General features: G+C 71.9%; 17 protein-coding genes and 1 tRNA gene. 5 read left to right on the top strand and 13 right to left on the bottom strand.

Going from position 1 to position 22,859, the window contains the following annotated elements:
* Positions 1-142: 142 nt before the first annotated feature.
* Positions 143-1,372 (top strand): helix-turn-helix domain-containing protein, encoded by a 1,230-nt coding sequence (locus AB0M92_RS12410; RefSeq protein ID WP_366102072.1) that lies wholly within the window; start codon positions 143-145, stop codon positions 1,370-1,372.
* 164 nt (positions 1,373-1,536) lie between these two features.
* Here the strand turns inward: AB0M92_RS12410 and AB0M92_RS12405 are convergent, their stop codons facing one another.
* From AB0M92_RS12405 to AB0M92_RS12390, 4 genes are all read right to left on the bottom strand, one after another.
* The gene (locus AB0M92_RS12405) at positions 1,537-2,406 is read right to left on the bottom strand and encodes a sigma-70 family RNA polymerase sigma factor (protein WP_366102071.1); all 870 of its coding nucleotides are present in this window, start codon (positions 2,404-2,406) and stop codon (positions 1,537-1,539) included.
* Positions 2,407-2,563: 157 nt separating this feature from the next.
* Positions 2,564-3,988 carry a DUF1996 domain-containing protein gene (locus tag AB0M92_RS12400; protein ID WP_366102070.1) on the bottom strand — a complete coding sequence of 475 codons (1,425 nt, stop codon included), beginning with the start codon at positions 3,986-3,988 and terminating at the stop codon, positions 2,564-2,566.
* A gap of 9 nt (positions 3,989-3,997) precedes the next feature.
* Entirely contained in the window at positions 3,998-4,720 is a 723-nt protein-coding gene (locus AB0M92_RS12395; protein WP_366102069.1) for a DUF4142 domain-containing protein, read from the bottom strand.
* A 192-nt stretch (positions 4,721-4,912) separates the two neighbouring features.
* On the bottom strand, positions 4,913-7,060 hold the full coding sequence (locus AB0M92_RS12390) for a SpoIIE family protein phosphatase (protein ID WP_366102068.1): 2,148 nt from the start codon (positions 7,058-7,060) through the stop codon (positions 4,913-4,915).
* 186 nt (positions 7,061-7,246) lie between these two features.
* On the opposite strand from AB0M92_RS12390, the gene AB0M92_RS12385 reads away from it, so the two are divergent.
* Both AB0M92_RS12385 and AB0M92_RS12380 read left to right on the top strand, forming a co-directional pair.
* Positions 7,247-8,365 (top strand): PP2C family protein-serine/threonine phosphatase, encoded by a 1,119-nt coding sequence (locus AB0M92_RS12385; RefSeq protein ID WP_366102067.1) that lies wholly within the window; start codon positions 7,247-7,249, stop codon positions 8,363-8,365.
* Positions 8,366-8,613: 248 nt separating this feature from the next.
* Positions 8,614-10,167, top strand: a complete 1,554-nt coding sequence (locus tag AB0M92_RS12380) for an alpha/beta hydrolase (protein ID WP_366102164.1) — start codon at positions 8,614-8,616, stop codon at positions 10,165-10,167.
* A 22-nt stretch (positions 10,168-10,189) separates the two neighbouring features.
* Here AB0M92_RS12380 and AB0M92_RS12375 read toward each other — a convergent pair whose 3' ends face one another.
* The 8 genes from AB0M92_RS12375 to AB0M92_RS12340 form a co-directional block, all read right to left on the bottom strand.
* Entirely contained in the window at positions 10,190-10,633 is a 444-nt protein-coding gene (locus AB0M92_RS12375; RefSeq protein WP_366102066.1) for an SRPBCC family protein, read from the bottom strand.
* A 50-nt stretch (positions 10,634-10,683) separates the two neighbouring features.
* Positions 10,684-11,985: an MFS transporter gene (locus AB0M92_RS12370; protein WP_366102064.1), complete on the bottom strand. Its 1,302-nt coding sequence runs from the start codon at positions 11,983-11,985 to the stop codon at positions 10,684-10,686.
* A gap of 9 nt (positions 11,986-11,994) precedes the next feature.
* Positions 11,995-12,408 (bottom strand): PaaI family thioesterase, encoded by a 414-nt coding sequence (locus AB0M92_RS12365; protein WP_366102063.1) that lies wholly within the window; start codon positions 12,406-12,408, stop codon positions 11,995-11,997.
* A gap of 147 nt (positions 12,409-12,555) precedes the next feature.
* Positions 12,556-14,580, bottom strand: coding sequence for an NADPH-dependent 2,4-dienoyl-CoA reductase (locus tag AB0M92_RS12360; RefSeq protein WP_366102062.1), 2,025 nt, complete (start codon positions 14,578-14,580; stop codon positions 12,556-12,558).
* A gap of 144 nt (positions 14,581-14,724) precedes the next feature.
* Entirely contained in the window at positions 14,725-17,754 is a 3,030-nt protein-coding gene (locus AB0M92_RS12355; protein WP_366102061.1) for a glycoside hydrolase family 38 C-terminal domain-containing protein, read from the bottom strand.
* A 70-nt stretch (positions 17,755-17,824) separates the two neighbouring features.
* Positions 17,825-18,655, bottom strand: a complete 831-nt coding sequence (locus AB0M92_RS12350) for a carbohydrate ABC transporter permease (protein WP_366102060.1) — start codon at positions 18,653-18,655, stop codon at positions 17,825-17,827.
* Entirely contained in the window at positions 18,652-19,545 is an 894-nt protein-coding gene (locus tag AB0M92_RS12345; RefSeq protein WP_366102163.1) for a sugar ABC transporter permease, read from the bottom strand. Before AB0M92_RS12345 ends, AB0M92_RS12350 begins: the two co-directional genes overlap by 4 nt.
* Before the next feature lie 50 nt (positions 19,546-19,595).
* Positions 19,596-20,927, bottom strand: coding sequence for a sugar ABC transporter substrate-binding protein (locus tag AB0M92_RS12340; protein WP_366102059.1), 1,332 nt, complete (start codon positions 20,925-20,927; stop codon positions 19,596-19,598).
* A gap of 363 nt (positions 20,928-21,290) precedes the next feature.
* Here AB0M92_RS12340 and AB0M92_RS12335 point away from each other — a divergent pair.
* Together AB0M92_RS12335 and AB0M92_RS12330 are read left to right on the top strand one after the other, a co-directional pair.
* A tRNA-Cys gene (locus tag AB0M92_RS12335) sits at positions 21,291-21,363 on the top strand.
* 2 nt (positions 21,364-21,365) lie between these two features.
* A complete protein-coding gene (locus AB0M92_RS12330; protein WP_366102058.1) occupies positions 21,366-22,415 on the top strand; it encodes a hypothetical protein in 1,050 nt (349 codons plus the stop codon).
* On the opposite strand, the gene AB0M92_RS12325 is transcribed toward AB0M92_RS12330, so the two are convergent.
* The gene (locus AB0M92_RS12325) at positions 22,369-22,728 is read right to left on the bottom strand and encodes a hypothetical protein (RefSeq protein WP_366102056.1); all 360 of its coding nucleotides are present in this window, start codon (positions 22,726-22,728) and stop codon (positions 22,369-22,371) included. The two genes, AB0M92_RS12330 and AB0M92_RS12325, sit on opposite strands and share 47 nt — an antisense overlap.
* Between the last annotated feature and the right edge of the window lie 131 nt (positions 22,729-22,859).

Raw genomic sequence — 22,859 nt, 5'->3', positions numbered from 1 at the left:
AAGTGGATGGCACTCTCCTGGAGGGTGTACGAGGTGCTCAACTCCCCCGTCCGCACTGGCGCAGAGGGGGGACGGAGGCTGCCTCGACAGGCTTGTCACCCTCCCACGGGGCAGGCCGTACCCCGGCATGAACGAGGTAACAATGTGCGAACTTCTGAACCGCATCTGGGCCCGTCCCCGAGGCGAATGGACCCGGGTCCTGCGCAGGGAACTCCCTGCGCTGACCGCCGGGATGGTGGAGGAGCTGAGGGAGGAGCTCCCCGGGTTCTCCGCCCTCGTCGACGACCTTGACGAGGAGGTGGTCAGACAGCGCCTCGAAGTGGCCCTGCTCACCGCCCTCGGGTACCGCGAACCCGCGCCTCAGCAGAAGAACAAGGTGACGGAACACGCCCACCCCGACGAGGAAGAGGAAGAGGAGGACCATGCCGCCGAGCACGAGCACGAGCACCCTGACCGGGAAGAGGAGGAGGACGAGGACGAGGAGCACCGCGGGGCGCCGTCCGGTCTCCGGGAACCGGGCCGGCGAAGGCAGCTGGCACCCCTGACGGTCGTCCCCCGCGACGGTCTCGGGTCCCGCTCCGAGCGGGCGAGGCGTGAGCTCTTTTCCGCCCTTACGAGTGACATGCCCATGGCTGAAATCGCGCTTTCCGAGCTGGCTGCCGCGGCCGGCTGGCCGCTCCCGGCCGAGATACGCGCCATCGCCCTCGCCACCCCGGGCGAGACCCAGCAGCTCGCGGCCGTCCTGGACGACGGACTCGCCGGCATGGTCGGCGGCCAGCCCTGCCTGCTGGTCCCGAGCCCGGACCCGGAGACCCGGGCCTCCCTGGAGGCCCTGCTGCGCGGCCGGTTCGCCGCCGTGGGCCACCCGGTGGCCCCCCGCGACACCGCTTCCTCCCTGCGGTGGGCCCTGCGACTGCTGTCCCTGACCCCCAACCGGCCCGGCCTGGAGTCGCGCGCCCTCTTCGTCGACGACCACCTCTCCACCCTCATGCTGCTCCAGGACGAACCCCTGGCGCACGCGCTGGCCGCGCGCTGGCTGCGGCCGCTGGCCAATCTGACCCCCCGCCAGAGCGAGCGGCTCGAAGTCACCCTGCTGGCCTGGCTGGAGGGCGGCGGCGCCCCGGAGGCCGCGAAGGCGCTGAGCGTCCACCCCCAGACCGTGCGCTACCGCATGCGGCAGCTGGAAAAGCTCTTCGGACCCGGCCTGCGCGATCCGCGGACCCGGTTCGAGCTCGAAATGGCCCTGCGCAGCCGCCGCCTGATGGCTCAGGTGCGCCGCCAGAACTCACGGATCAGCCGCAAGGTGCGCGTCGCCACCACCGACTTCCGGCCGCTGGGCGTCGGGCGCATGGCCCGCGTCAACGGCCTGTAGCACCCGCCCCCGGCCCCGACCCCTCAATCCCCTGAACCCCCGAACCCTCCCCCGTAGACACGGATTCGGCCCCGGCCCCCTCCCCCGCCCCCGCGGAGCGGAGGGGGACCGGGGCCGACGCGCGTCGGGGCCGAGGCGGGGGCCGGGCTCACCGGCCTACGGGCCTACAGGCCTACCAGTACCGCGGACTCCGCTCCGGCGCGCAGCGCGGCGTTGAGGTCCAGCAGCTCGGCGTACGCACGCGAACAGGACCGGCAGGCCGCCAGGTGCCGGGCCAGACCCCGGCCGCGCGGCGTGCTCCCGCGGCGCCGGATCACCGCCCCGAGGAGGCTGCCGTAATGGCGGCACCGGTCGTCGGCGGCCGAGTCCAGATGGGCCCGTAAGTACGCCTCGCGCAGCCCCTCGCGGGCCCGGAAGGCCAGCGAGGTCACGGCGCTGGGGGTGAGGCCGAGCAGCAGGGGGACGGGGTGCGGGCAGTCGTCCTCGACGAGGGTGTGCCACAGGACGGCCTTCCAGCGTTCGGGCAGGGCCTGGAAGGAGCGGGCGACGAGCCGGCGGTCCTCGCCCTCCAGCAGCCGTCGCTGCGGATCGTCCCCGTCGGGGCCGGGCCGGCACCAGGCCTCGATGTCCGCTGTCAGGACGGTCCGGCCGGCGCGGACCCGCCACTCGACGGCCGTGCGGCGGACCACCGACAGGAGGTACGGGCGCCATGCGTCCCGCGGCCCGGCCCCCGAGCGGACGGCCTGGAGGGTGCGGATGAACGCCTCCGAGACGAGGTCCTCCGCGTCCTGCGGGGACCGGGAGCAGCGGCGCGCACATGCGAAAACGGCGGCACTGTGCCGCCGGTACAGGAGCTCGCAGACGGCCGGATCGCCGTCGCCGGCGGCGTAGGCCGCCCTGAGCCTCCGTACGAGGTCCCCGTCCGAGGGCTCGGAACCGCGATCGGAGTCGGGGCCGGGTTCGGGGTCGGGATCGGGATCGGGGTCGGGTTCCGGACGGGGTCCGGACGGGGTGGTGTGACGAGAGCCGGACATGGCACTCCTCGTGTGGGTCTCAGGGCCCGTGCCCGGGCCCCTTCGGGCGGTGGCACAAACGCGTACGCGGTGCCGGCCCGAATTCGGCTTCGGGCCGGCACCGCTCTCTCGGGGCGACGCGGGGGGGAGGTGGGAGGGCGGCGCCGCCCCGAAGTCCTCAGCGGCAGGCGCGACCGCTGTTGATGCAGCGCACCGCGTTGGTCATCAGGCCGTTCGACATCACGTTGATGAAGTCTCCGTGGTCGGTCACCGGCTTGTGCAGCTGCTCGGGGAAGCTGTCCACCGCGAACCGGGAGCCGGGCGGCACGCTGTAGACGATCCGCTGCACGAGCTGCGGGATGGCCTTGAAGCCCTTCTTGCAGACGCCGTTGTTGTCGGCGAAGGCCACGTGGGTGCGGTGGTTGGCACTGTCGATGTTCTTGCCGTCCCAGCAGCTCTGGAAGTTGAACGTCCGGACGACGTCACTGCCCTTGGGGCAGACCGGGTACTTGTCCTTCAGCTGCCGGTTCTCGAAGCCGGTGCAGCTCCACGAGGCGTTCGCGTTCGCGTTGCCGTTGGTGAGGGCCTTGGCGTCGCCGGTGATGATGCGCATGAAGCGGGGCATCGCCACGACCTTGCTCGCGGGGCTGCCCTTGAACTCGATGGTCACCTGCTTCGGCTTCAAGATCGTGCCGATGTTCGCGTCCTGGCCGCCACCGGGCGCCTTGGCGTCCTTCTCCGCCCGGCCGTCGCGCAGTCGCAGCACGGGCCAGTAGTACGTCGACTGGTCGCCGTTGGTGCAGGTGGTCCCGGACTGGGCGAGGCTGTTGTTCGTCGAGAAGGCGTCGGTGGTCTTGTTGCCGACGTAGTCGTGCATGTGGTGGGCGCCGTTGCTCACACCGGGCGCGACGATGACGTTGTCGGGGTTGAAGTGGCCGTTCTCGTTGCGCCCGCACTGCACGGCGAAGGATCCGGTGGAGGCGCCGCCGCGGGCCGCGGGCTTGCGCACGTTGGGCTTGACGTTGCCGATGGCGACGAAGTCGCTGCGCGCCGGGCCGCCCTTGGCCTGTTGCTGCTGTTGCTGCTGCTGTTGCTGTTGCTGGGGGGCTCCCTGCTTCGCGGCGCCGTCGGCGCCGTCGGCGCCGTTCGCGAGGGCCGGCTCGTCCGCCGGGTTGGCGGCGGCCGCCTCCTTCATCTCGCACCCGCTGAGCCCCTGCAGTCCGGCGGGCTTCTGACCCGCTTTGCCGAGGGTGTCGGACAGGTTGGTGATGGTCTTGTCGCGCTGCTGCTTCAGTCCGCCGAGCAGCGCCTTGCTCTTGGCCTGGCCGGAGGAGAGCTGCTTGTAGGCGTCGGCGACCTGGGTGTCGAGCTGCGCGAGGTTCGCGTCCACCTCTTTGCGGGCCTGGTCGGGGACGTTGTCGAGCTTGTCGCCCACGTCCGGGCAGTCGATGGTGGCGGTCACGGGCGCGCTGCGGGAATCCTGTCCCGCGAAGGCGCCCTGCGAGACGATCACGACCCCGCCGCCGCCCAGGACCAGGGCGGACATCGCGGCCAGGATCTTGTGCTTCGGCCGCAGACGGCGTTTGTGGCCCTTTTGACTCATGCGATCACTTCACTTCGTCGGTCGGGAATAGGGGGAGGAGGCGGGGGCGGGTGCGGAGGGGGTGCCCGACGGGGCGTCCGCGAGGCCGTCGAAGTCGACGAGCCCACTGGCCTCAAGGACCGTGATGTGGTCCAGGACGGTGTTGTTGGCATCCGTGGCCAGGGCCCGTACCTGGGAATTGCGGGTCTGCGCCCGGATCTGGGCCACGAGTGCGAACACCTTGCCGTGGGCCCTGCGCAGCAGCTGGACGAACAGCTGCTCGTACTGGGGGCCTTGGGCCCTGTCCATCTGGTCGAGCCAGCCCTGCTGCTGTGCGCTGGGCTGGTTGGGGATCTCCATGCCGAGGGCCTGGCTCACCTCCATGACCCTGCGGTCCAGTTCGGTGTGGCCTTCGACGAGGTGCTCCCCCGCGGTGCGGATGGCGGGCCGTGTACTGCGCTGCATGGCCTGCCGGCCCGCGGGCAGCTCCCACAGGCCGGCGAGCCGCACCTTGCGGACGAAGTCCCGGTCCTGGGGGGTGAGCGGCCCGAAGGCCGTGCTCTGGATACCGGCGCCGTCGTCCTCGGCCGCCGGAGCCGTGGCGGCCGCGGCGTTCGACCCGCCGAACTTCTGCACGGGGATCAACAACGCGATCAGGGTGAACGCGAGGGCGCCGATGACGACGCCGGTCGCCATCACGTGCCTCGATGCCACCGACATGCTGCCGACGGCCGACCGACGGATAGACAGCACTGTGCCTCCTTGCTGCGTGGACCGGGAGGGGGTGCGCCGGCTCGGGCTCCGGCAGTTGCCCGTGTCCAATGCACCCGCGCTCCCCGGGTGCCACGGGACGCTAGTGCCAGTTGTGGTGCCTGTTTGGAAGGACCATCACGAATGGACAAACATCCGGTCAACGCCCTGAAAGGCTGGTACCGTTCGCGAGCCCTAGCTCTGGGGAGCCTCGGGCAGCGGTCGGGTGCGGGCCACGAGCAGGGCCACGTCGTCGCGGCCGTCCGGCTGCCGCAGCTCCGCCAGCAGCAGGTCGCAGGTCTCCTCAAGGGGACGGGCCGCGTCGTGGAGCAGGGCCGTGAGCGCCTGGAGCCGGATGTCGATGTCCTCGTCCCGGGTTTCCACGAGTCCGTCCGTGTAGAGGACGAGCTGGTCGCCGACGCCCAGGTCCAGGGCGGTGGCCTCGAAGGGAACGCCGCCGACACCCAGGGGCGCCCCGGTCGGCAGGTCGAGCAGCTCGGGCGGGCGCCCGGGGCTGGTCCGTACGGGCGGCAGGTGGCCGGCGGTCGCGATGCGGCACCGGCCCCGGTGCGGGTCGTACACGGCGATCACGCAGGTGGCCATGGTGTGCCCGAGCCCGGTGGCGGTGTGGTCGAGCCGGGTCAGGACGGTGGCGGGATCGAGGTCGAGCTCCGCCAGGGTGCGGGCGGCGGTGCGCAGTTGGCCCATGGTGGCGGCGGCGTTGATGCCGCTGCCCATGACGTCACCGACCACCAGGGCGGTCTTGTCCCCGGGCAGCGGGATGACGTCGAACCAGTCGCCGCCCACCTCGCCGGCCGCCTCGGCGGGCTGGTAGCGGTAGGCGATCTCCAGGCCCGGGGTGGGGGTGGGGTGGTGGGGCAGCAGGTGGCGCTGGAGGGCGAGGGCGGCGCGGCGCTGCTTCTGGTACCAGCGGGCGTTGTCGATGCAGACGGCCGCGCGGGCCGCGAGTTCGCTGGCGAGCAGGACGTCGTCGTGGTCGAACGGCAGCGGGTTGTCCGTGCGCAGGAGCCCGAGGGCGCCGATGACCTCGCCCCGGGCGATGAGCGGTACGGCGAGGTACGAGTGCAGCCCGGCGGCGGCGAGGAGCGCCGCGGCGTCGGCGTCGCGGGCGACGCTGGGCAGATCGGCCTCCGTGACCTCCGCCACGAGCACCGGCCGGGCGGCCCGTACGCACTGGGTGACCACGCGGGTGGTGTCGTAGCGGGCGATCGAGCCGACCGGGTCCACCGCGAGGGTGGCGGGGGTCGCGCGGGCCGCCTTGACGGCGAGGGCGCGGAAGCGCACCGTCTCGTCGGCCGGGGCCCCGGGCAGGTGGTCGCCCGTCAGAACGGCGTCCAGGATGTCGACGGTGGCGAGGTCGGCGAGCTGCGGCACGGCGATCTCGCCGAGCTCGCGCGCGGTGACCCAGAGGTCGAGCGTGGTGCCGATGCGTACGGAGGCGTCGGCGATCAGGGCGAGCCGCTGGCGGGCCAGGGCGACGGCCGTCGAGGTCTTGTGCTGCTCGGTGACGTCGACGATGGAGGCGGCGACCCCGAGCGGCCGCCCCGCCGGGTCGTCGAGCCGGTAGAGGGAGAGCGACCAGGCGTGCTCCTCATCGGGGTCGGCGGGCGTCCGGCCGGTGGTGAACCGGTTCAGCTGCGGCCGGCCGGTGGACAGGACCTCGCGCATGGCGGCCTCGATGGACCCGGTGTCGACATACGGCAGAACCTCGTGGAGGCGCAGTCCCATGTGCCCGGCGGCGGGCAGCCCGTTGATCCGTTCCAGGGCGGGGTTGACCAGGACGTAGCGCAGTTCCGTGTCCAGGACGGCCAGGCCGATGGGGGACTGCGCGACGAGCCGCATCGACAGGGCCAGGTCGCGTTCCACGCGCCGCACGGTGGCCTGGTCGGAGGCGATGCCGAGGGCGTAGCGGCGCCCCTCGCTGTCCTCCAGCCGCATGTTGCGGAATTCCACCAGGCGGGTGCTGCCGTCCTTGTGCCGTACGGGGAACGCCCCGGCCCAGGAGCCGCTGCCGGTCATCACCTCCTCGAAGAGGGAGAGGACCAGGGCCAGGTTCTGCTCGTCCACGATCAGCTCCGCCGCGAACCGCCCGAGCGCATCGCTCGCGGTGTAGCCGAACAGTTCCTCGGCCTGCGGGCTCCACAGGGTGATCCGCCCGTGTGCGTCGAGGACGACCCCCGCGACGCCGAGCACGTCGAGCAGACCGGGCCCGGTGGCGGGGTCGACGGAGAGGCCGTCGGAGGGTGCCCCGTCGGCGGGCCGGGCAGCGGCGCCCGGCCGAACCGGTTCCGGGGCGGCAGAGGAGGCGTCCGCCTTACTCATGCCGGGCGCTCCTTCCCTTCCACTGCCACGGGGGCGGTGCATCGGCCTGCTCGGTCTCCACTCCCCGGGTCCGCGCCCGGGGTGCTCCCATCCTCCCCCCACTCCCCCGGACCGGCAGCGCGGCCGCCCCCCGATACGGCCGTACGACGGAGCGCGGGAACGAGGGCCGCGGTGTATTCAGGAGTCATGGACCACCGGCCGCCGCATCCGAGCCAGCGCCACGTCGGCGAACCGCGCCTGCCCCTGCTGGCGGTTCCCTTCGCGCTGATCGCGGCCGTCACGGTGGTCGACGTCCTGGCTCCGCCCGATGTCCACCTGGGGCCGTTCCTGGTCGCGGCCCCGGCGGTCACCGCCTCCTTCGCCGGTCCCCGGATGACGGGGTTCGTCGGGGCGGTGGCCGTCGCGGCCCAGGTGACGGTCGCCGTGGTGCGGACCACCGCCACCGACCTGAACCACACCTTCCAGATCATCGCGCTGGTCCTGATCTCGGCCTTCGTCACCTTCTTCGCGCATCTGCGCGAGGTCCACGAGAAGCAGCTGACGCAGCTGCGCTCGGTGGCCGTGGCCGCGCAGGAGGTGGTCCTGAGGCCGCTGCGGGACCGGATGGGTCCGCTGCGCCTGGCCTCCGTGTACCTGGCGGCGGAGGCGGAGGCCCAGATCGGCGGGGACCTGTACGCCGCCACCCGCACCCCGCACGGCACCCGGCTGATCGTCGGCGACGTCCGCGGCAAGGGTCTGGAGGCGGTCGGGGACGCCGCGCTGGTGCTCGGCGCGTTCCGGGCCGCCGCCCATCAGGAGGCGGACCTGCCCACGCTGGTCGCGTACCTGGAGTCCGCCGTGGCCGCGGACCCGGACGGCGCGGACGAGCCGCCCGGGGACCCCGGCGAGGCGTTCACCACGGCGGCGGTGCTGGACATCCCCGATCGGGAGATGACGGTACGGCTCATCAGCTGCGGGCACCCGCCGCCCCTGCTGCTGCGGGGAGGGCGGGTCATCCCCCTTGAGGTGGACCACCCGGCGCCGCCGCTGGGCCTGACCCAGTACGTGGACACCGGCTTCGCCCCGCAGTCCTTCTCCTTCGAGCCGGGCGACGTGATCCTGCTCTACACGGACGGCGTCATCGAGGCCCGCGACGCCGGGGGCGCCTTCTACCCGCTGCCGGAGCGGGCCGCCGACTGGCCGGGGGACGGCCCGGACGCCCTGCTGCGCCATCTCTGCGCGGACCTGCTGGCCCACTCCCCGGGCGGCAGCCTGGGCGACGACGCGGCGATGGTCGCGATCGAGCGCGTCACCGGCGGCGCCTGACCCTTAGGGGGTGTCCGCAGAGTCCTGCCCGCCCCGCGGCGGGCGGACGCCGCCACTTTGCGGCCACCCCTAGGCATTCAGCATCTGGCAGGCCATCAATTCCACTCGCGTATCGGCCAGTTGTCCGAATTTGAGCTCATTCGTGAGACGCATGCCGACCGGCCCCCGGGGATGATTCGCCCGGGGCCCTTCGTACAACAAGGTGGTGAGGCCATCGCATTCACGGAAGGAAACGGCTCTTCGTGAACATGAAACGCCTCGCACCCATGCTCGCCGCCGCCGGTCTCGTCGCGACCACCGTCCCCCTGCTCTCCGCGACACGGGCCACCGCCGCCCCGGCCGCGGAGTACACGCCGCAGAAGCCGGCGTGGCAGCGGTGCAGCACCGATCAGCCCGCCTCGTACGAGTGCGCGACGATCAAGGTCCCGCTCGACTACCGGCGTCCGCAGGGCCGCACGATCGACCTCGCGATATCGCGGATCAAGAGCGAGAACCCGGCCAAACGGCACGGCGCCATGCTGCTCAACCCGGGCGGGCCGGGCGGTACCGGGCTCGATCTGCCGCTGATGATGAACGAGCTGATGCCGAAGGACGTACGCGACCGGTACGACCTGATCGGCTTCGACCCGCGCGGGGTCGGCGCGTCCACGCCCATCACCTGCGGAATGACCGACGTCGAGCAGAACTTCGACCGTCCGTACAAGGAGGAGACGTTCCCGGCGGACGTGGCCTGGGCCCGTACCGTCGCGGACAAGTGCCGCGAGAAGTCGGGCTCGGTCCTGCCGTTCATCACCACCCGCAACACCGCGCGCGACATGGACGCGATCCGCGCGGCGCTGGGCGAGAAGAAGATCTCGTACGTCGGCTACTCGTACGGGACCTACCTGGGCGCGGTGTACACGCAGATGTTCCCGGACCGCAGCGACCGCTTCGTGCTCGACAGCGGCGTGGACCCGCAGCGCATCTGGCGGGGCATGATCCAGGTGTGGGCGACCGAGGCGGAGCCCGCCTTCAAGCGGTGGGCGCAGTGGACGGCCGAGCGCTCGGGCGACTACGGGCTCGGCGAGACCCCGGACGCGGTCTCCAAGACCTTCTGGGACCTCGTGGCCCGGGCGGACCGGCAGCCGATCGAGTTCGAGGGCGCCAAGCTCACGGGCGATGACATCCGCACCGCGCGCGGTCTCTTCTTCTCTCCCTCGCAGGCGGCTCCCCTGGTCAAGGCGCTCAAGGACGCGGCCGACGGCAAACCCGTCCGGCTGACCGAGGCGCAGCGCAAGCTGCTGAAGCCGGCCGCCGAGCCGGCCTCGGACAACGGCACGGCCGTGTTCTGGGCCGTGGTGTGCGGGGACACGGAATGGCCCCGCTACCCGGAGCAGTACGCGCGGGAGGCGGCGCGCGACAAGGCGAAGTACCCGCTGTACGGGGACTTCGCGTCGAACATCAAGCCGTGCGCGTACTGGCAGCGGCCGATCGAGCCGCCGACGGCCATGAAGACGAAGACCAACGTGCTGACCGTGCAGAACGAGTGGGACTCCCAGACCCCGCTGGCCAGCGGCCTGGGCCTGCACAAGGCGCTGGGGGGATCGCGGATGGTGCTCGCGATGGGCGGTGAGGGCCACGGCGTGTACCTCGCGGACCCGAACTCCTGCGCCAACGCCACGGTCGACGCCTACCTCACGACGGGCAGGCTGCCCGCGCGGGACGTGACCTGCCAGGCGGCGCCGGCCGCGCAGGAGCGCCGCTCGGAGATCGCCCCGCAGTCGCCGCGGCGCTTCCCGGTCCTGGCGGACGGGAGGTTCTGACCCCGACGGCTCCGGCCGCCGCTCAGGACGCCTCCGCGGCGGCCTTGATCCGGCGGCCGAAGTCGGGCGCGTCCTTGCGGGCCGCGCTCACGGCCAAGCCCACCAGCAGCTTGCCGAGACCGTGTCCTTCGAGGGTGTTGAAGATGCGGACCCGGGTACGGCCGCAGGGAAGGGCTTCGAAGTCGTATCCGCCCTCGGCCGTGACCAGGTTCTTGCTCTGCTCCGTCCAGCGGACCAGCTTCTCCGGCTCGAAGCCGGTGATGCGGAACTCACGGCCGGTCTTCATCCCGGCGTCCTTCACCGTGCTGCGGAAGACCGTGCCCACTGCGGTCGGGCCGTCGGGCGTCTTGCTGATCTCCTGGACCCTCGGGCTGAACTTCGGGTCGTTGCGGCCGTCGGCCAGGTAGGCGAAGACCTCCCCGACGGGCCGGTCGATCTCGACGGTCGACTCGAACTGTCCGGACATGACTGCTCCTCCGTACGCTTCCCCGCGCTCCACGATCGCAGACCCGCACCCTATGCGCGCGCCGCGCGGGCCGCGGGGTCCTGGGCCGGGGCCGGGGCCGCCCCGATCCGGGTTCCCCGCAGCGGTGTCAGCAGCCCCGCCCCGACGATGAGCAGGCAGAACGCCCCCGCGCCCACACTGACCGCGGGCACCCCGTGCCGGCCGGCCAGCACGGTGAGGGCGGCCGCGCCCACCGGACCGGAGGCACCGTGCACGGTCCAGAAGGCGGAGGTGACCCGCCCGAGCAGCGCGTCCGGAGTCACCTCCTGGCGCAGGGTCAGGGAGCAGACCGCGCCGAGGGTCAGCCCGAACATGAACACCGCGGCCGCCACGGTGATCACCGGCAGGCTCCCGCTCACGCCGGTCACCACCACCGCCCCGCCGATCAGGGCCGTCGAGCCCAGCCAGCACGTCCCGAAGCCGAAGGTCCGGCGCAGCGGCGCGGCCGCGAGGGCCGCGCAGACGACCCCGAGCCCGCTCAGGGCGATGACGAGTCCGACGGTGGCCTTGCCCTGCCCCAGCTCCTCCCGGACCCGGAAGATCAGCAGGTCGGTGGCGCCCACCGTGACGAAGGTCAGCAGCGTGAGCAGGACGGTCAGCGCCCGCAGCACCGGATGGGCCCACAGGAAGCGGAACCCCTCCACGAACATCTCGCGCAGCTTCCCGGGCGCCGCCTCGCGGGCCCGCGACGCACCGGCCCCGGCCCCGGCCCCGGCCTCGTCGCCGGCCCGGCCGAAGGTCACCCACCGCAGGCTCGCGGCCGAGACGAGGAAGGTCGCCCCGTCCACCCCCAGCGCCCAGTCCGCGCCCACCGCGGCGGCGATGAACCCCGCCGCCGCCGGCCCGCACAGGGTCCCGAAGGCGAACGCCGCCGTCAGCCTCCCGTTGGCGGCGGTCAGGTGCCCGGTGGGCACCAGGTGCGGCACCGCCGTCACGTACGCCACGTCGAACAGCGTCTTCAGGACGGTGACCAGCGCCGTCAGCACGTACAGCACCCAGATCCGCGGCCCCGCCAGCCAGATCAGCGGGACCGCGCCCAGCAGCAGCGCCCGTGCGAGATCGCAGGCGATCATCAGGCGGCGCCGGTCCGTCCGGTCCACCACGTACCCGGCGAACAGGCCGGTCCCGATGGAGCAGACCCCCGAGATCACCGTGACCAGGCCCATCTGGACCACGGACCCGGTGGCTTCCAGGACCAGCACGGGCAGCGCGAGCAGCGAGATCGACCCACCGAGGACGGACAGCGCCTGGCCGAGCCAGAAGACGTTGAAGTCGCGGTTGCGCCAGAGCGAGGGGGGACCGACCGGGGCCACCACTGCGGCTCAGCCCAGCAGGGCGTAGACCGTCGACGCCGTCGCGGACGGCTCGTCGGCGCCCTCGGGGGTCATGGTGATGTCGGCGAAGGCCATGCGCTTGCCCAGCTTGGTCACCCGGACCCCGATCAGCACGTCCGCGCCGACCACCGGCCGCTGGAAGCTGGTCGACTGCTGGACGGTGGTCATCGGGCCGTACGCCCCGCGCGCCGCGGAGATCGCGATGACGGTGGCGGTGTCGGCGGCCGCCATCAGGGCCTGGCCGGACATGCCGCCGCCGTCCCGGGCCAGCGCCTCGGACCAGGGCAGCCGCAGTACGGCGTGCCGCTCGCCCGTCTCCTGGACGGTCAGCCCGAGGGCGAGCACCCACGGGGCGAAGTTGTCGGCGAGGATCTTGTCTGCGTCTGCGGGTGTCAAGGTCACCCGCAGATTGTGGCGCCCGGGGCCCGGGCGCCACAACGTCTTTCAGCGCACTGCGCGTTCCAGCCGGCCCAGCAGGCCCAGCAGGCCCAGCAGGTCAGCGACGGCCTCGTCCCGGGCGTACCGCACCGCGACTCCCGGACCGGTCGGTCAGAGGGTCGCTGCCAGTTCCGTGCCCTGGCGGATCGCCCGCTTGGCGTCCAGTTCGGCGGCCACGTCGGCGCCGCCGATGAGGTGCGGCCGGGCGCCGGCCGCGAGCAGGGCCTCGTACAGGTCCCGGCGCGGCTCCTGGCCGGTGCAGAGCACCACCGTGTCGGCGGGCACCAGCCGCTGCTCGTCCCCGACGGTGATGTGCAGGCCCTCGTCGTCGATCCGGTCGTACGTGGCGCCCGCGACCGAGACCACACCGCGGTGCTTGAGCTCCGCGCGGTGGATCCAGCCGGTGGTGGTGCCGAGGCCCGCGCCGACCTTGGTGGTCTTGCGCTGGAGGAGGTGGACCCGGCGCGGGGGCGCGGGCCGCTCGGGGGCGGTGAGCCCGCCGGGACCGGCGTACGCGGTGTCCACGCCCCAGTGGCGGAAGTACGTCCCGGGGTCCTGGGAGGCGCCCTCGCCGCTGTCGGTGAGGAACTCGGCGACGTCGAAGCCGATGCCGCCGGCGCCGACGACGGCGACGCGTTCGCCGACGGGGGCGCCGTCGCGCAGCACGTCGAGGTAGTTGACGACGTTGGCGTGCTCGACGCCCTCGATGTCGGGGGTGCGGGGGGTGACGCCGGTGGCGACCACGACCTCGTCGTAGCCCTGAAGGGTCGGGACGTCGGCGCGGGTGTTCAGCCGGACGTCGACGGCGTGGGCGGCGAGCTGGGTGCCGAAGTAGCGGATGGTCTCCTCGAACTCCTCCTTGCCGGGGATGCGGCGGGCGATGTCGAGCTGTCCGCCGATGTGGCCGGAGGCCTCGAAGAGGGTGACGGCGTGGCCGCGTTCGGCGGCGGAGACGGCGCAGGCGAGGCCGGCCGGGCCGGCGCCGACGACGGCGACGCGCTTCTTCAGCTTCGTGGGCGACAGCACGAGTTCGGTCTCGTGGCAGGCGCGCGGGTTGACCAGGCAGCTGGTGATCTTGCCGCTGAAGGTGTGGTCGAGGCAGGCCTGGTTGCAGCCGATGCAGGTGTTGATGGTCTCGGAGCGGCCGGCCGCGGCCTTGGCGACGAAGTCGGCGTCGGCGAGGAAGGGGCGTGCCAGGGAGACCAGGTCGGCGCGGCCGTCGGCGAGGATCTCCTCGGCCTTCTCCGGGGTGTTGATGCGGTTGCTGGTGACGAGGGGGACGGAGACCGCGCCCATCAGCCGCTTGGTGACCCAGGTGTAGGCGCCGCGCGGGACGGAGGTGGCGATGGTGGGGATGCGGGCCTCGTGCCAGCCGATGCCGGTGTTGATGATCGTGGCGCCGGCCGCCTCGATCTCCTTGGCGAGGCGGACGACCTCGTCGAGGGTGGAGCCGCCGGGGATCAGGTCGAGCATCGAGAGGCGGTAGACGAGGATGAAGTCCTCGCCGACGGCCGCGCGGGTACGCCGGACGATCTCCAGCGGGAAGCGCATGCGGTTCTCGTAGGCGCCGCCCCAGCGGTCGGTGCGCTTGTTGGTGGCGGCGGCGATGAACTCGTTGATCAGGTAGCCCTCGGAGCCCATGATCTCGACGCCGTCGTAGCCGGCCAGCTTGGCGAGGCGGGCCGCGCGGACGAAGTCCTCGACGGTGCGCTCGACCTCGATGTCGCTCAGCTCGTTCGGGACGAAGGGGCTGATGGGCGCCTGGATGGCGCTGGGGGCGACCAGGTCCTTGTGGTAGGCGTAGCGGCCGAAGTGGAGGATCTGCATCGCGATCTTTCCGCCCTCGGCGTGCACGGCATCGGTGATCACCCGGTGCTCGGCGGCCTCCTCCTCGTTGGTGAGGCGGGACCCGCCCTCGAAGGGGCGGCCGGCGTCGTTCGGGGCGATGCCGCCGGTGACGATCAGGCCGGCGCCGCCGCGTGCGCGCTCGGCGTAGAAGGCGGCCAGCCGCTCGAAGCCGCCCTGGTGCTCTTCGAGGCCGGTGTGCATCGACCCCATGATCACGCGGTTCGGCAGCGTGGTGAAGCCGAGGTCCAGGGGGCTCAGCAGGTGCGGGTACCGGCTCTGGGAACTCATGAGGGGCGCCTCCTCGCGCGGGGGTGATGAACCTGTTCTAGGCGAGGAGGGCCCGATTGTGCAACTAGGTGCATAACCAAGTGGCGGAGTTCACGCCCGCCGGGTCGCTTGCCGGGTCACCCCTGCCGGACCGTGCCCGCCGGGTCACACCCGGCGCAGGCGGACCGTGACGATCTGGAACGGGCGCAGTGTCAGGGCGACCGTGCCGTCCGCCGCCGGCGCGGCGACGGCCGGGCCCGGCAGCGGCCGTTCCAGGAGGTCGGTCTCGAACGCCCCGGAGAGCGCGAAGCCGGCCGTCAGGGAGGCCGTCGCGCGGCCCCCGCGGGATTCGTAGAGGCGGACGATCACGTCGCCGCTGCGGTCCTCGGCCAGTTTGACCGCCTCCACCACGACCGCGTCGTCGTCGACGGCCAGCAGCGGGGCGACCGGGCCCGCGCCGGGCACCACCCGCTCCGGCAGGTTCAGCGCGTGGCCCTCGCGGACCGCGTCCGCGATCTCCGCGCCCGGCGCCAGCGAGAACCTCAGGGTGTGGGCGCCCTGGTCGGTCTCCGGGTCCGGATAGCGCGGTGCCCGCAGGAGCGAAAGGCGGACCGTCGTGGTCTGACCGCCGTCCGGCCGCATGTCGCGGGTCACGTCGTGGCCGTACGTGGAGTCGTTGAGGATCGCCGTCCCCCACCCCGGCTCCGCCACGTGGATCCACCGGTGCGCGCAGATCTCGAACTTCGCCGCCTCCCACGAGGTGTTGGTGTGCGTCGCCCGGTACACGTGCCCGAACTGGGTCTCCGAGGCGGACCGTTCGGCCTTCACGTCGAGCGGGAAGGCGGCCTTCAGGAACTTTTCCGTCTCGTGCCAGTCCACCTCCGTGAGCAGGTCCACGGTCTTGGCCCCGGCCCGCAGCGTGATCGACTGGACGGCCGCCGAGCGGCCGAAGGTGCGGGAGACGCGGACCGTCACCGCGTCCGGTCCGGCCTCGGCCACCTCCAGCGCGTCCAGCTCCACCAGGTCGCTCACGCTGTTGCGGTAGAAGGCGTCGATGTCCCACGCGTCCCACATGTTCGGGAAGTCGGGGTGGATCTGGAGCAGGTTCGCGGCCCGCCCCGGGGCCAGCGCCTCCCGCCGCGCCTCCAGGTCGTACGCCGAGACGATCAGCCCGCGGCCGTCGACCTCCACCAGAAGCCGCCCGTTGGCGAGGACGTGCCCGCCGCCGTGCCGCTCCTCCACGGTGACCTGCTGCCGGCCGGCCGGTGCCTGAGCCGGGCCGGCGCCGCCGGCCGGGACACCGCGCCGCGCGTGCGGGGCGCAGTTGAAGACCAGCTCGGCCGCGCCCTCCCCGGCCAGGGCGGTCTGCGCGGCCAGCGTGATGCCGCGCAGTTCCTCCCGCACCTTCGTGTACGTCGCGCGCGCCTCGCGGTGCACCCAGGCGATCGACGACCCTGGAAGGATGTCGTGGAACTGGTGGAGCAGCACGGTCTTCCAGATCCGCTCCAGGTCCTCGTACGGATACCCGTACCCCGGCACCCGGACGGCGGCGGTGGCCGCCCACAACTCGGCCTCGCGCAGCAGCGATTCGCTGCGCCGGTTGCCCTGCTTGGTCTTGGCCTGCGAGGTGTACGTGCCGCGGTGCAGCTCCAGGTACAGCTCGCCGGCCCAGACGGGCGCGTCCGCGTACTCGGCGTGCGCCTTCTCGAAGAAGGCGTCGGGCCGCTCGATCTCCACGCGCGGGGAGCCTTCGAGATCGCGCTGGCGCCTGGCGCGGGCCAGGTGCTCGCGGGTGGGACCGCCCCCGCCGTCGCCCCAGCCGAAGGGGACCAGGGAGCGTGAACCCCGGCCCTTCTCACGGTAATTGGATGCGGCGTGCGCCAACTGGGCGCCACCCAGGTCGCTGTTGTACGTGTCGACGGGCGGGAAGTGGGTGAAGACCCGGGTGCCGTCGATGCCCTCCCACCAGAAGGTGTGGTGCGGGAAGGCGTTCACCTGCGACCAGCAGATCTTCTGCGTCAGGAACCACTTCGAGCCGGACAGCTTCACGATCTGCGGCATCGCGGCGGTGTACCCGAAGGAGTCGGGCAGCCAGACGTTGTGGGTCTCGATTCCGAACTCGTCCAGGAAGAACTTCTTCCCGTACAGGAACTGACGGGCCATCGCCTCCCCGCCGACCATGTTGGTGTCGGACTCCACCCACATGCCGCCGACCGGCACGAACTGCCCGTCCGCGATCTTCTTCTTGATCCGCTCGAAGAGCTCGGGCCGGTGGGTCTTGATCCAGTCCAGCTGCTGCGCCTGCGACATGGCGAAGACGAACTCGGGGTGCGCGTCCATCAGGTTGACCATGTTGGAGGTGGTGCGGGAGACCTTGCGGACGGTCTCCCGCAGCGGCCACAGCCAGGCGGAGTCGATGTGGGCGTGCCCGATGGCGCTGATCCGGTGCGCGGAGGCGCGGGCGGGGGCGGCGAGCACGCCGGTGAGGCGCGTACGGGCGGCGGCCGCCGTCCCGGGGACGTCCCCGAGGTCCACCGCGTCGAGCGCGGCGTCGAGCGCGCGCAGGATCTCGTACCGCCGGGCATCGGTCTCGCCGAGCTGCGTCATGAGGTCGTGGAGGACCTCCAGGTCCTGTACGAGTTCCCAGACCTCGGTCTCGAAGACGGCGAGGTCCATCCGGGCGAGCCGGTAGAGGGGCTCGTCGCCACTGGTCTGGCGGTCCCCCTCGTACGTGGCCGAGTGGTCCACCAGGACGGGGTTGGAGGCGGCCTCCACGTACCACTCGACCTGCTCGCCGCCGGCCGCCGAGTCGGCGACGCGCACCCAGTCGTTGTACGGGTTCAGCGCCTTGACCTCGCTCCCGTCGGCCCGGTGGACCAGCCCCTCGCACTGGAAGCCGGGCATCATCCGGTCGAAGCCGAGGTCGAGGACGGCCTCGACCGTACGGCCCGCCCACTCGGCCGGGACGGTGCCCGTGACCTTGAACCAGGTGGTGCCCCAGGCCGGGCCCCACGTCTCGCCGATCGCGCAGGCTTCGTAGGGGGCCGCGAGACCCTCGGTGACCGGCACGGGCTCGCCCGGTGCCTCCCAGCGCTCGATCGCCAGCGGGACCGGGCGGGAGTGGACGGCGGGCCTGATGCGCTCCTTGAGGACCCGGCGCAGGCGGTGTTCGGTGATGCTGCGGTCGTCGTGCATGACGGCTGCTCCAAGGGAGGGAGGGGTCGTGTGACGGCAGGTCGGAGGCGTGACGGCAGGTCGTGCGGACTCAGATCTTGACGGCTCCCTCGCCCACTCCCTTGAAGAAATGGCGCTGGAGGGCGAAGAAGAGCAGCATCATCGGCAGGAGCGCCGCCATCGCGCCGGCGGCGATGATCCGCTGGTCGTTGGTGGTGGTGGCGCCGGCCAGGGTCTTCAGGCCGAGCTGGAGGGTGTAGTGGTCGCTGTTGGTGAGGACCAGCAGCGGCCACAGGAAATCGTCCCAGGCGCCCATGAAACTGGTGATGCAGACGACGGCCAGGGCCCCCTTGGCGGCGGGGAGGAAGAGCCGGGTGAAGCGGGTCCATTCGTTGGCTCCGTCCAGGACCGCCGACTCCTCCACCTCCCGGGGCACCGCGAGGAAGGCCGAGCGCATGACCATGATGTTCAGGACGGAGACGGCGCCGGGGAGCCAGACGCCGATGAGGGTGTCGACCAGGCCCATCTCCCGGACGGTCAGGAACATCGAGATCATCACGGACTCGAAGGGGAACATGAGGGTGGCCACCAGCACCGTGAAGACGGACGTGCGGCCCTTCCACCCGGCCCGGGAGAGCGCGTACCCGCCCATCGCCGCGAAGAGCATGTTCGAGGTGATCGCGAGGACGGCCACGATCAGGGTGTTGCCGACGTACTGGAGCAGCGGGAAGGACTCGGCGACCAGCGCGTAGTTGTCGAGGGTGGGGTGCTCGGGCAGCACGCCGTCGTACACGTTCTCGGTGCGGCCGCGGATGGAGGCCAGGAACTGCCAGGCGATCGGCCCGAGCATCACGAGGAGCATCAGGACCAGAGTGGCGTACCGGGCTGCGAGCCCGAGCCGTGCGCGGGGCGTGGTGGTCAATTCTCGTCCCCCTTCGACAGGCGGCGGCCGAGCAGGCTGAAGACCAGGGTCAGCAGGAACAGCAGGATCGAGATGGCGGAGGCGTAGCCGGTCTCGCCGGAGAAACCGAGGCCGACCTGCCGGATGAGGAAGGGCAGGGTGCGGGCGCCGCCGCCGGGGCCGCCGCTCTCACCGCCCAGGATGTAGATCTCGGTGAAGACGCGCAGTGCGGAAATGGCCGACAGGGTGCCCACCAGCAGCATCATCGGCTTCACCTGGGGGACGGTGATGCTGAAGAAGCGGCGTACGGGGCCGGCGCCGTCGAGCGCGGCCGCCTCGTGGAGCGAGGGCGATACGTTCCCGAGAGCGGCGAGGTAGAACACCATGTAGTAGCCAAGCCCCTTCCACACGGTCACGATCATGGCGGAGACCAGCAGCATGGTGCTGTCGGTCAGGAACGGGATCGGCTCCGAGACGATGCCGAGCCCCCGGAACACGGTGTTGACGAGCCCGTCGCTGCGCAGCACCCACTGCCAGATCAGGCCCACGACCACGGCGGAGGCGATCACCGGGGTGTAGAGGGCGGAGCGGAAGAACCCGATGCCGGGGACCTTCGCCTGGACGAGCACGGCGAGGGCGAGCGGGAGGAGGACCAGGCACGGTACGACGACGACCAGGTAGAGCACGCTGTTGCCGGTCGCGGTCCAGAAGTCGGGGTCGGCGAAGGCCCGGGTGTAGTTGTCGAAGCCCACGAAGGTGCCGCCGCGCAGGATCTGGGCGTCGGTGAAGGACAGGACGACGGTGTTGACGAACGGCCAGAGGCTGAAGAGGGCCACCATCACCAGGCCGGGGGCGAGGAAGAGGTAGGGGGTCCACCACGTGCGGTGGACCAGACCGGTCTCGGCCTCCATGGCCGCGAGGTCCTTGCGGCGCGCTCTGGCGGAGCGGGCGGGGCCCGGCGTCATTTCCGCGCCGACCTGGCGAGCAGCTGGTTCGCCTCCTCCTGGGCCTTGCGCACGGCCGTCTGCGGGTCCTGCTCGCCCTGGATCGCCTTCTGCACCTCCCGGACGACCGCGTCGCCGACCTGGTTGGTCCACTGGACCGGGGTGTTGGCGTCGAGCGCGGCGGTCCCCAGCTCCTCGGCGCCGACCGCGCGGGCGACCGTCTCGGCGTCCTTGCCGTCGCCCCGGTCCGCGAAGCGCGGATCGGCCAGGCCCTGGGCGTTGGACGGGTAGATGGTCGCGTTCTTCGAGAACTCCACCTGGTTGGGACCGTTGGTCACCCACTTCGCGAACTCGGTGGCCGCGTCGAGGTGCTTGGTGTCCTTCTTGATGCCGAGCGACTGGGCGTAGATGCCGATGTGGCCCAGCTTGCCGGTGACGGCGGCCGCCACCTGGGTGCCGGCGTAGACCTGCGGGGCGTTCTGCTTGATGTCCTTGACGAAGCCCGGGGAGCCGGGCCCGAAGACCAGCTTGCCGCCGCCGTACAGCTGGTTGATGTCGTCGGACTTGAGGAGGGACTCCTTGGGCATGGCGCCCTTGGCGTACAGGTCCTTCATCCGCCCGACCCATTCGACGGCCTTGGGGGTGTCGAAGACGAAACGATCCTGCGTGGCGTTCAGGATCGGCACGCCCATTTTCTGCCAGTCCCCGGGCAGACGGCCCTTGGGGTCGGCCATGAAGGCGGAGTACCGGCCGCCGGAAGCGGCGGCGATCTTGTCGGCACAGTCGAAGAACTGCTCGACGCTCTTGGGAGGCTGCGCCGGGTCCAGCCCGGACTTCTCGAAGAGCTCCTTGTTGTACGTGAGGATCTCCGGGGTCACGTACCAGGGGTACGCGTACACGCCGTCGCCCTTGCCCGGGAGCTTGAACTGCTCCCAGGCCCCGGGGACGTACTCCTTGGCGACCTCGGGGTCGAGCCCCGCGACGTCGGCGAGCAGGCCGCGGTCGCCGAGGAGCTGGAAGGAGTCGGTGGAGAGGTTGACCACGTCGGGCAGGGCTCCGGCCTGGGCGTCGGCGACGAGCTTCTCGTTGTAGCCGTCGCCGGGGACGTCCTCCCATCTGACCTTCGCCCCGGGGTACTTCTTCTCGAAGGCGTCTATGACGCCTTGGACGTACCCCGTGAACTTGGGCTTGAGCTGGAGGGTGCGGAAGGTGATCTCGCCGGAGACCTCACCGGTCTTCCTGCCCTCCTGCACGTCCGCGGCGCCACCGACTCCGCAGGCGGAGACCGACAGGAACGTGCCGGCCACGAGCGTGGCGACGGCGGTACGGGTCGCGTTCGAACGGGTCATCGTCGCCACCTTCGGGGGGAGTTCCGGCCTCTCTGCCGGAGCGCGCAGCCCACGCTGACCCCAAATCCAGATCGCGTCAATGTGGCCGAAGTACGGATGGGCGGGTACCGGCGGGTCACGAAAGGCGGCAGGTGGTGCACAGGCAGAGGGAACTCGTGAAGTCAACACCGCAGCCACCTGGACTGATGCGCTTTAGTCCCGACCCTCTCGGAGGTGATATCGATTCCGTAACAACGCATGCGGAGATGTCCGATGTTGACTCCTTATCGGTGGTCCGGGAGCCTGCGCACTAATGCGCTTTACCTGGCGGCCGCCCAAAACCCGTTGCAGGCGCGCCCTCGGGATGGTTGAGTTCGGCCCACACGGCGTGTAGCTCAGCAGCCAGAGCACCGACCTGCACAGTCGGAGGACGCAGGGGCGGAACCTGCCACGCCGGCTATGGAAGACAACACTGACCAGCGGCTCCGGGGGCCCGGGCCCGCCGTCGAGGCACAGCGCGAAGCGCTGGCCGTCTGGCGGCCGTCCGAAGACGAACTGCTCGCCCACCGGCTGCGCGCGGGGCAGGCCGCGCAGGCCGCCCTGCCCCGGCCGCGGCCCCGGCTCCGGCCGCACGAGCAGCACGCGCAGAGCCCCGGCGGCCTCCGCGCCCGCGTGAGCGACCTGTCGGCGAACGGGGCGATCCCCTCCGCGGAGGTTCTGGCCGAGCTGGCGTCCCCGGCGGCCATCCCCCGGGACGCGGCGCGGGCCCTGGCGGAGCTGCGGGCCGTCGGCGAACTCGCCGTGGAGGCCTTCCCCGGCGCCGGGATCCCGAACCTGCTCGCGCTCACGCTGTCCCGGCTCGCGGAAGCGGCCGCGCTGCCGGCGCCGATCCTCACCGAGCCGTTCGCCTCCGCCACGACGTACGCGGTGAATCCCGACCTGTTCCCCGCCGCGTGGACGGCGGCCGACCTGCTCATGCACACCCCGTACGCCCGCTACTACGGCATCGACTGCGCAGCGCTGCGGGACCTGGCGGAACGGGGCGACCCGGCCGAGTTCGCCGAGCTGTGCGCCCGCCGGGCCGGGCTGCGCACGGACCGGCGTACCGCCCCGGACGGGGCCGAGGTCGTCGCCCTCGCCCGTGAGGCGGCCGTCGGCGAACAGGCCCGCGTCCTCACCACGTTCAACATGGCCACCCTCGTGCGGGTGGTCGGCATCGACCCGCCGTCCGGGTGGGACGGGCTCGCACGGGGGGCGTTCACCGCCGCGCGGCGCCGGTCGGCGACGCCCAAGAGGGTCGCGTGCGCGTGGCGGCAGCTGGTGTTCCACCTGTCGCTGTGCGACGCGGGCCGGCAGGCGGCCGTACTCGCCTGGATCGAGGCGGAGTTCGCCCGCCTGCCGCGACCCGTGGCGGCCCGCCTCTCGCCCGACTTCACGCGCCTGCGCGCGGCCGCCGCTCCCCCTACTTCATCCGGTACGCGACTTTTTCGGCGAGTCTTGCGTCCTTGAAGCAGAAGCGGTACACCGTTTCCCCGTCACCGTCCTCGGCGGACACGTACCAGGAGCAGACGCTGCCCTCGGGTTCGGCCGGACCGCCCGACTTCAGGGCGTCCTTCATGAAGCTCTCGCCGGACGGCATCTTCGCGCGCACCGCGTCCTCCGGGTCGCCCGGGTTCACGCCCTGGTAGACGCCGGGTTCGAGGATGGTCTCGCCCGCGGCGTCCACCACTTTCCCGACGCCGAAGACGAGCGCCCCGACGGCCGCGATGCCGAGCACCAACGCCACCCCGCAGCCGATCAGACAGCCGTTGCGCTGTGCCACGTCCGTTCCTCCGTACCTTCCGCCCTGCCCGTCCTACTGACGCTCAGACCTTCGCAAGGCACGGGGACCGCGCGCTGTCCTCCAAAGTCTTCGGCGCCCGCAACGATCGTCGCCGTTCGAGGTCGGACCCC

The sequence above is a fragment of the Streptomyces sp. NPDC051582 genome (genome assembly GCF_040681715.1).
Taxonomy (GTDB): Bacteria; Actinomycetota; Actinomycetes; order Streptomycetales; family Streptomycetaceae; genus Streptomyces.
Note: the sequence above shows the minus strand (reverse complement) of the source record. Positions and strands in the feature narration are given on the sequence as shown.

Coding starts and splice junctions, on each gene's coding strand:
- AB0M92_RS12410 (WP_366102072.1), top strand. CDS start 143: ATGTGCGAACTTCTGAACCGCATCTGGGCCCGTCCCCGAGGCGAATGG.
- AB0M92_RS12405 (WP_366102071.1), bottom strand. CDS start 2,406: ATGTCCGGCTCTCGTCACACCACCCCGTCCGGACCCCGTCCGGAACCC.
- AB0M92_RS12400 (WP_366102070.1), bottom strand. CDS start 3,988: ATGAGTCAAAAGGGCCACAAACGCCGTCTGCGGCCGAAGCACAAGATC.
- AB0M92_RS12390 (WP_366102068.1), bottom strand. CDS start 7,060: ATGAGTAAGGCGGACGCCTCCTCTGCCGCCCCGGAACCGGTTCGGCCG.
- AB0M92_RS12385 (WP_366102067.1), top strand. CDS start 7,247: ATGGACCACCGGCCGCCGCATCCGAGCCAGCGCCACGTCGGCGAACCG.
- AB0M92_RS12380 (WP_366102164.1), top strand. CDS start 8,614: ATGAAACGCCTCGCACCCATGCTCGCCGCCGCCGGTCTCGTCGCGACC.
- AB0M92_RS12375 (WP_366102066.1), bottom strand. CDS start 10,633: ATGTCCGGACAGTTCGAGTCGACCGTCGAGATCGACCGGCCCGTCGGG.
- AB0M92_RS12360 (WP_366102062.1), bottom strand. CDS start 14,580: ATGAGTTCCCAGAGCCGGTACCCGCACCTGCTGAGCCCCCTGGACCTC.
- AB0M92_RS12355 (WP_366102061.1), bottom strand. CDS start 17,754: ATGCACGACGACCGCAGCATCACCGAACACCGCCTGCGCCGGGTCCTC.
- AB0M92_RS12345 (WP_366102163.1), bottom strand. CDS start 19,545: ATGGAGGCCGAGACCGGTCTGGTCCACCGCACGTGGTGGACCCCCTAC.
- AB0M92_RS12340 (WP_366102059.1), bottom strand. CDS start 20,927: ATGACCCGTTCGAACGCGACCCGTACCGCCGTCGCCACGCTCGTGGCC.
- AB0M92_RS12330 (WP_366102058.1), top strand. CDS start 21,366: ATGGAAGACAACACTGACCAGCGGCTCCGGGGGCCCGGGCCCGCCGTC.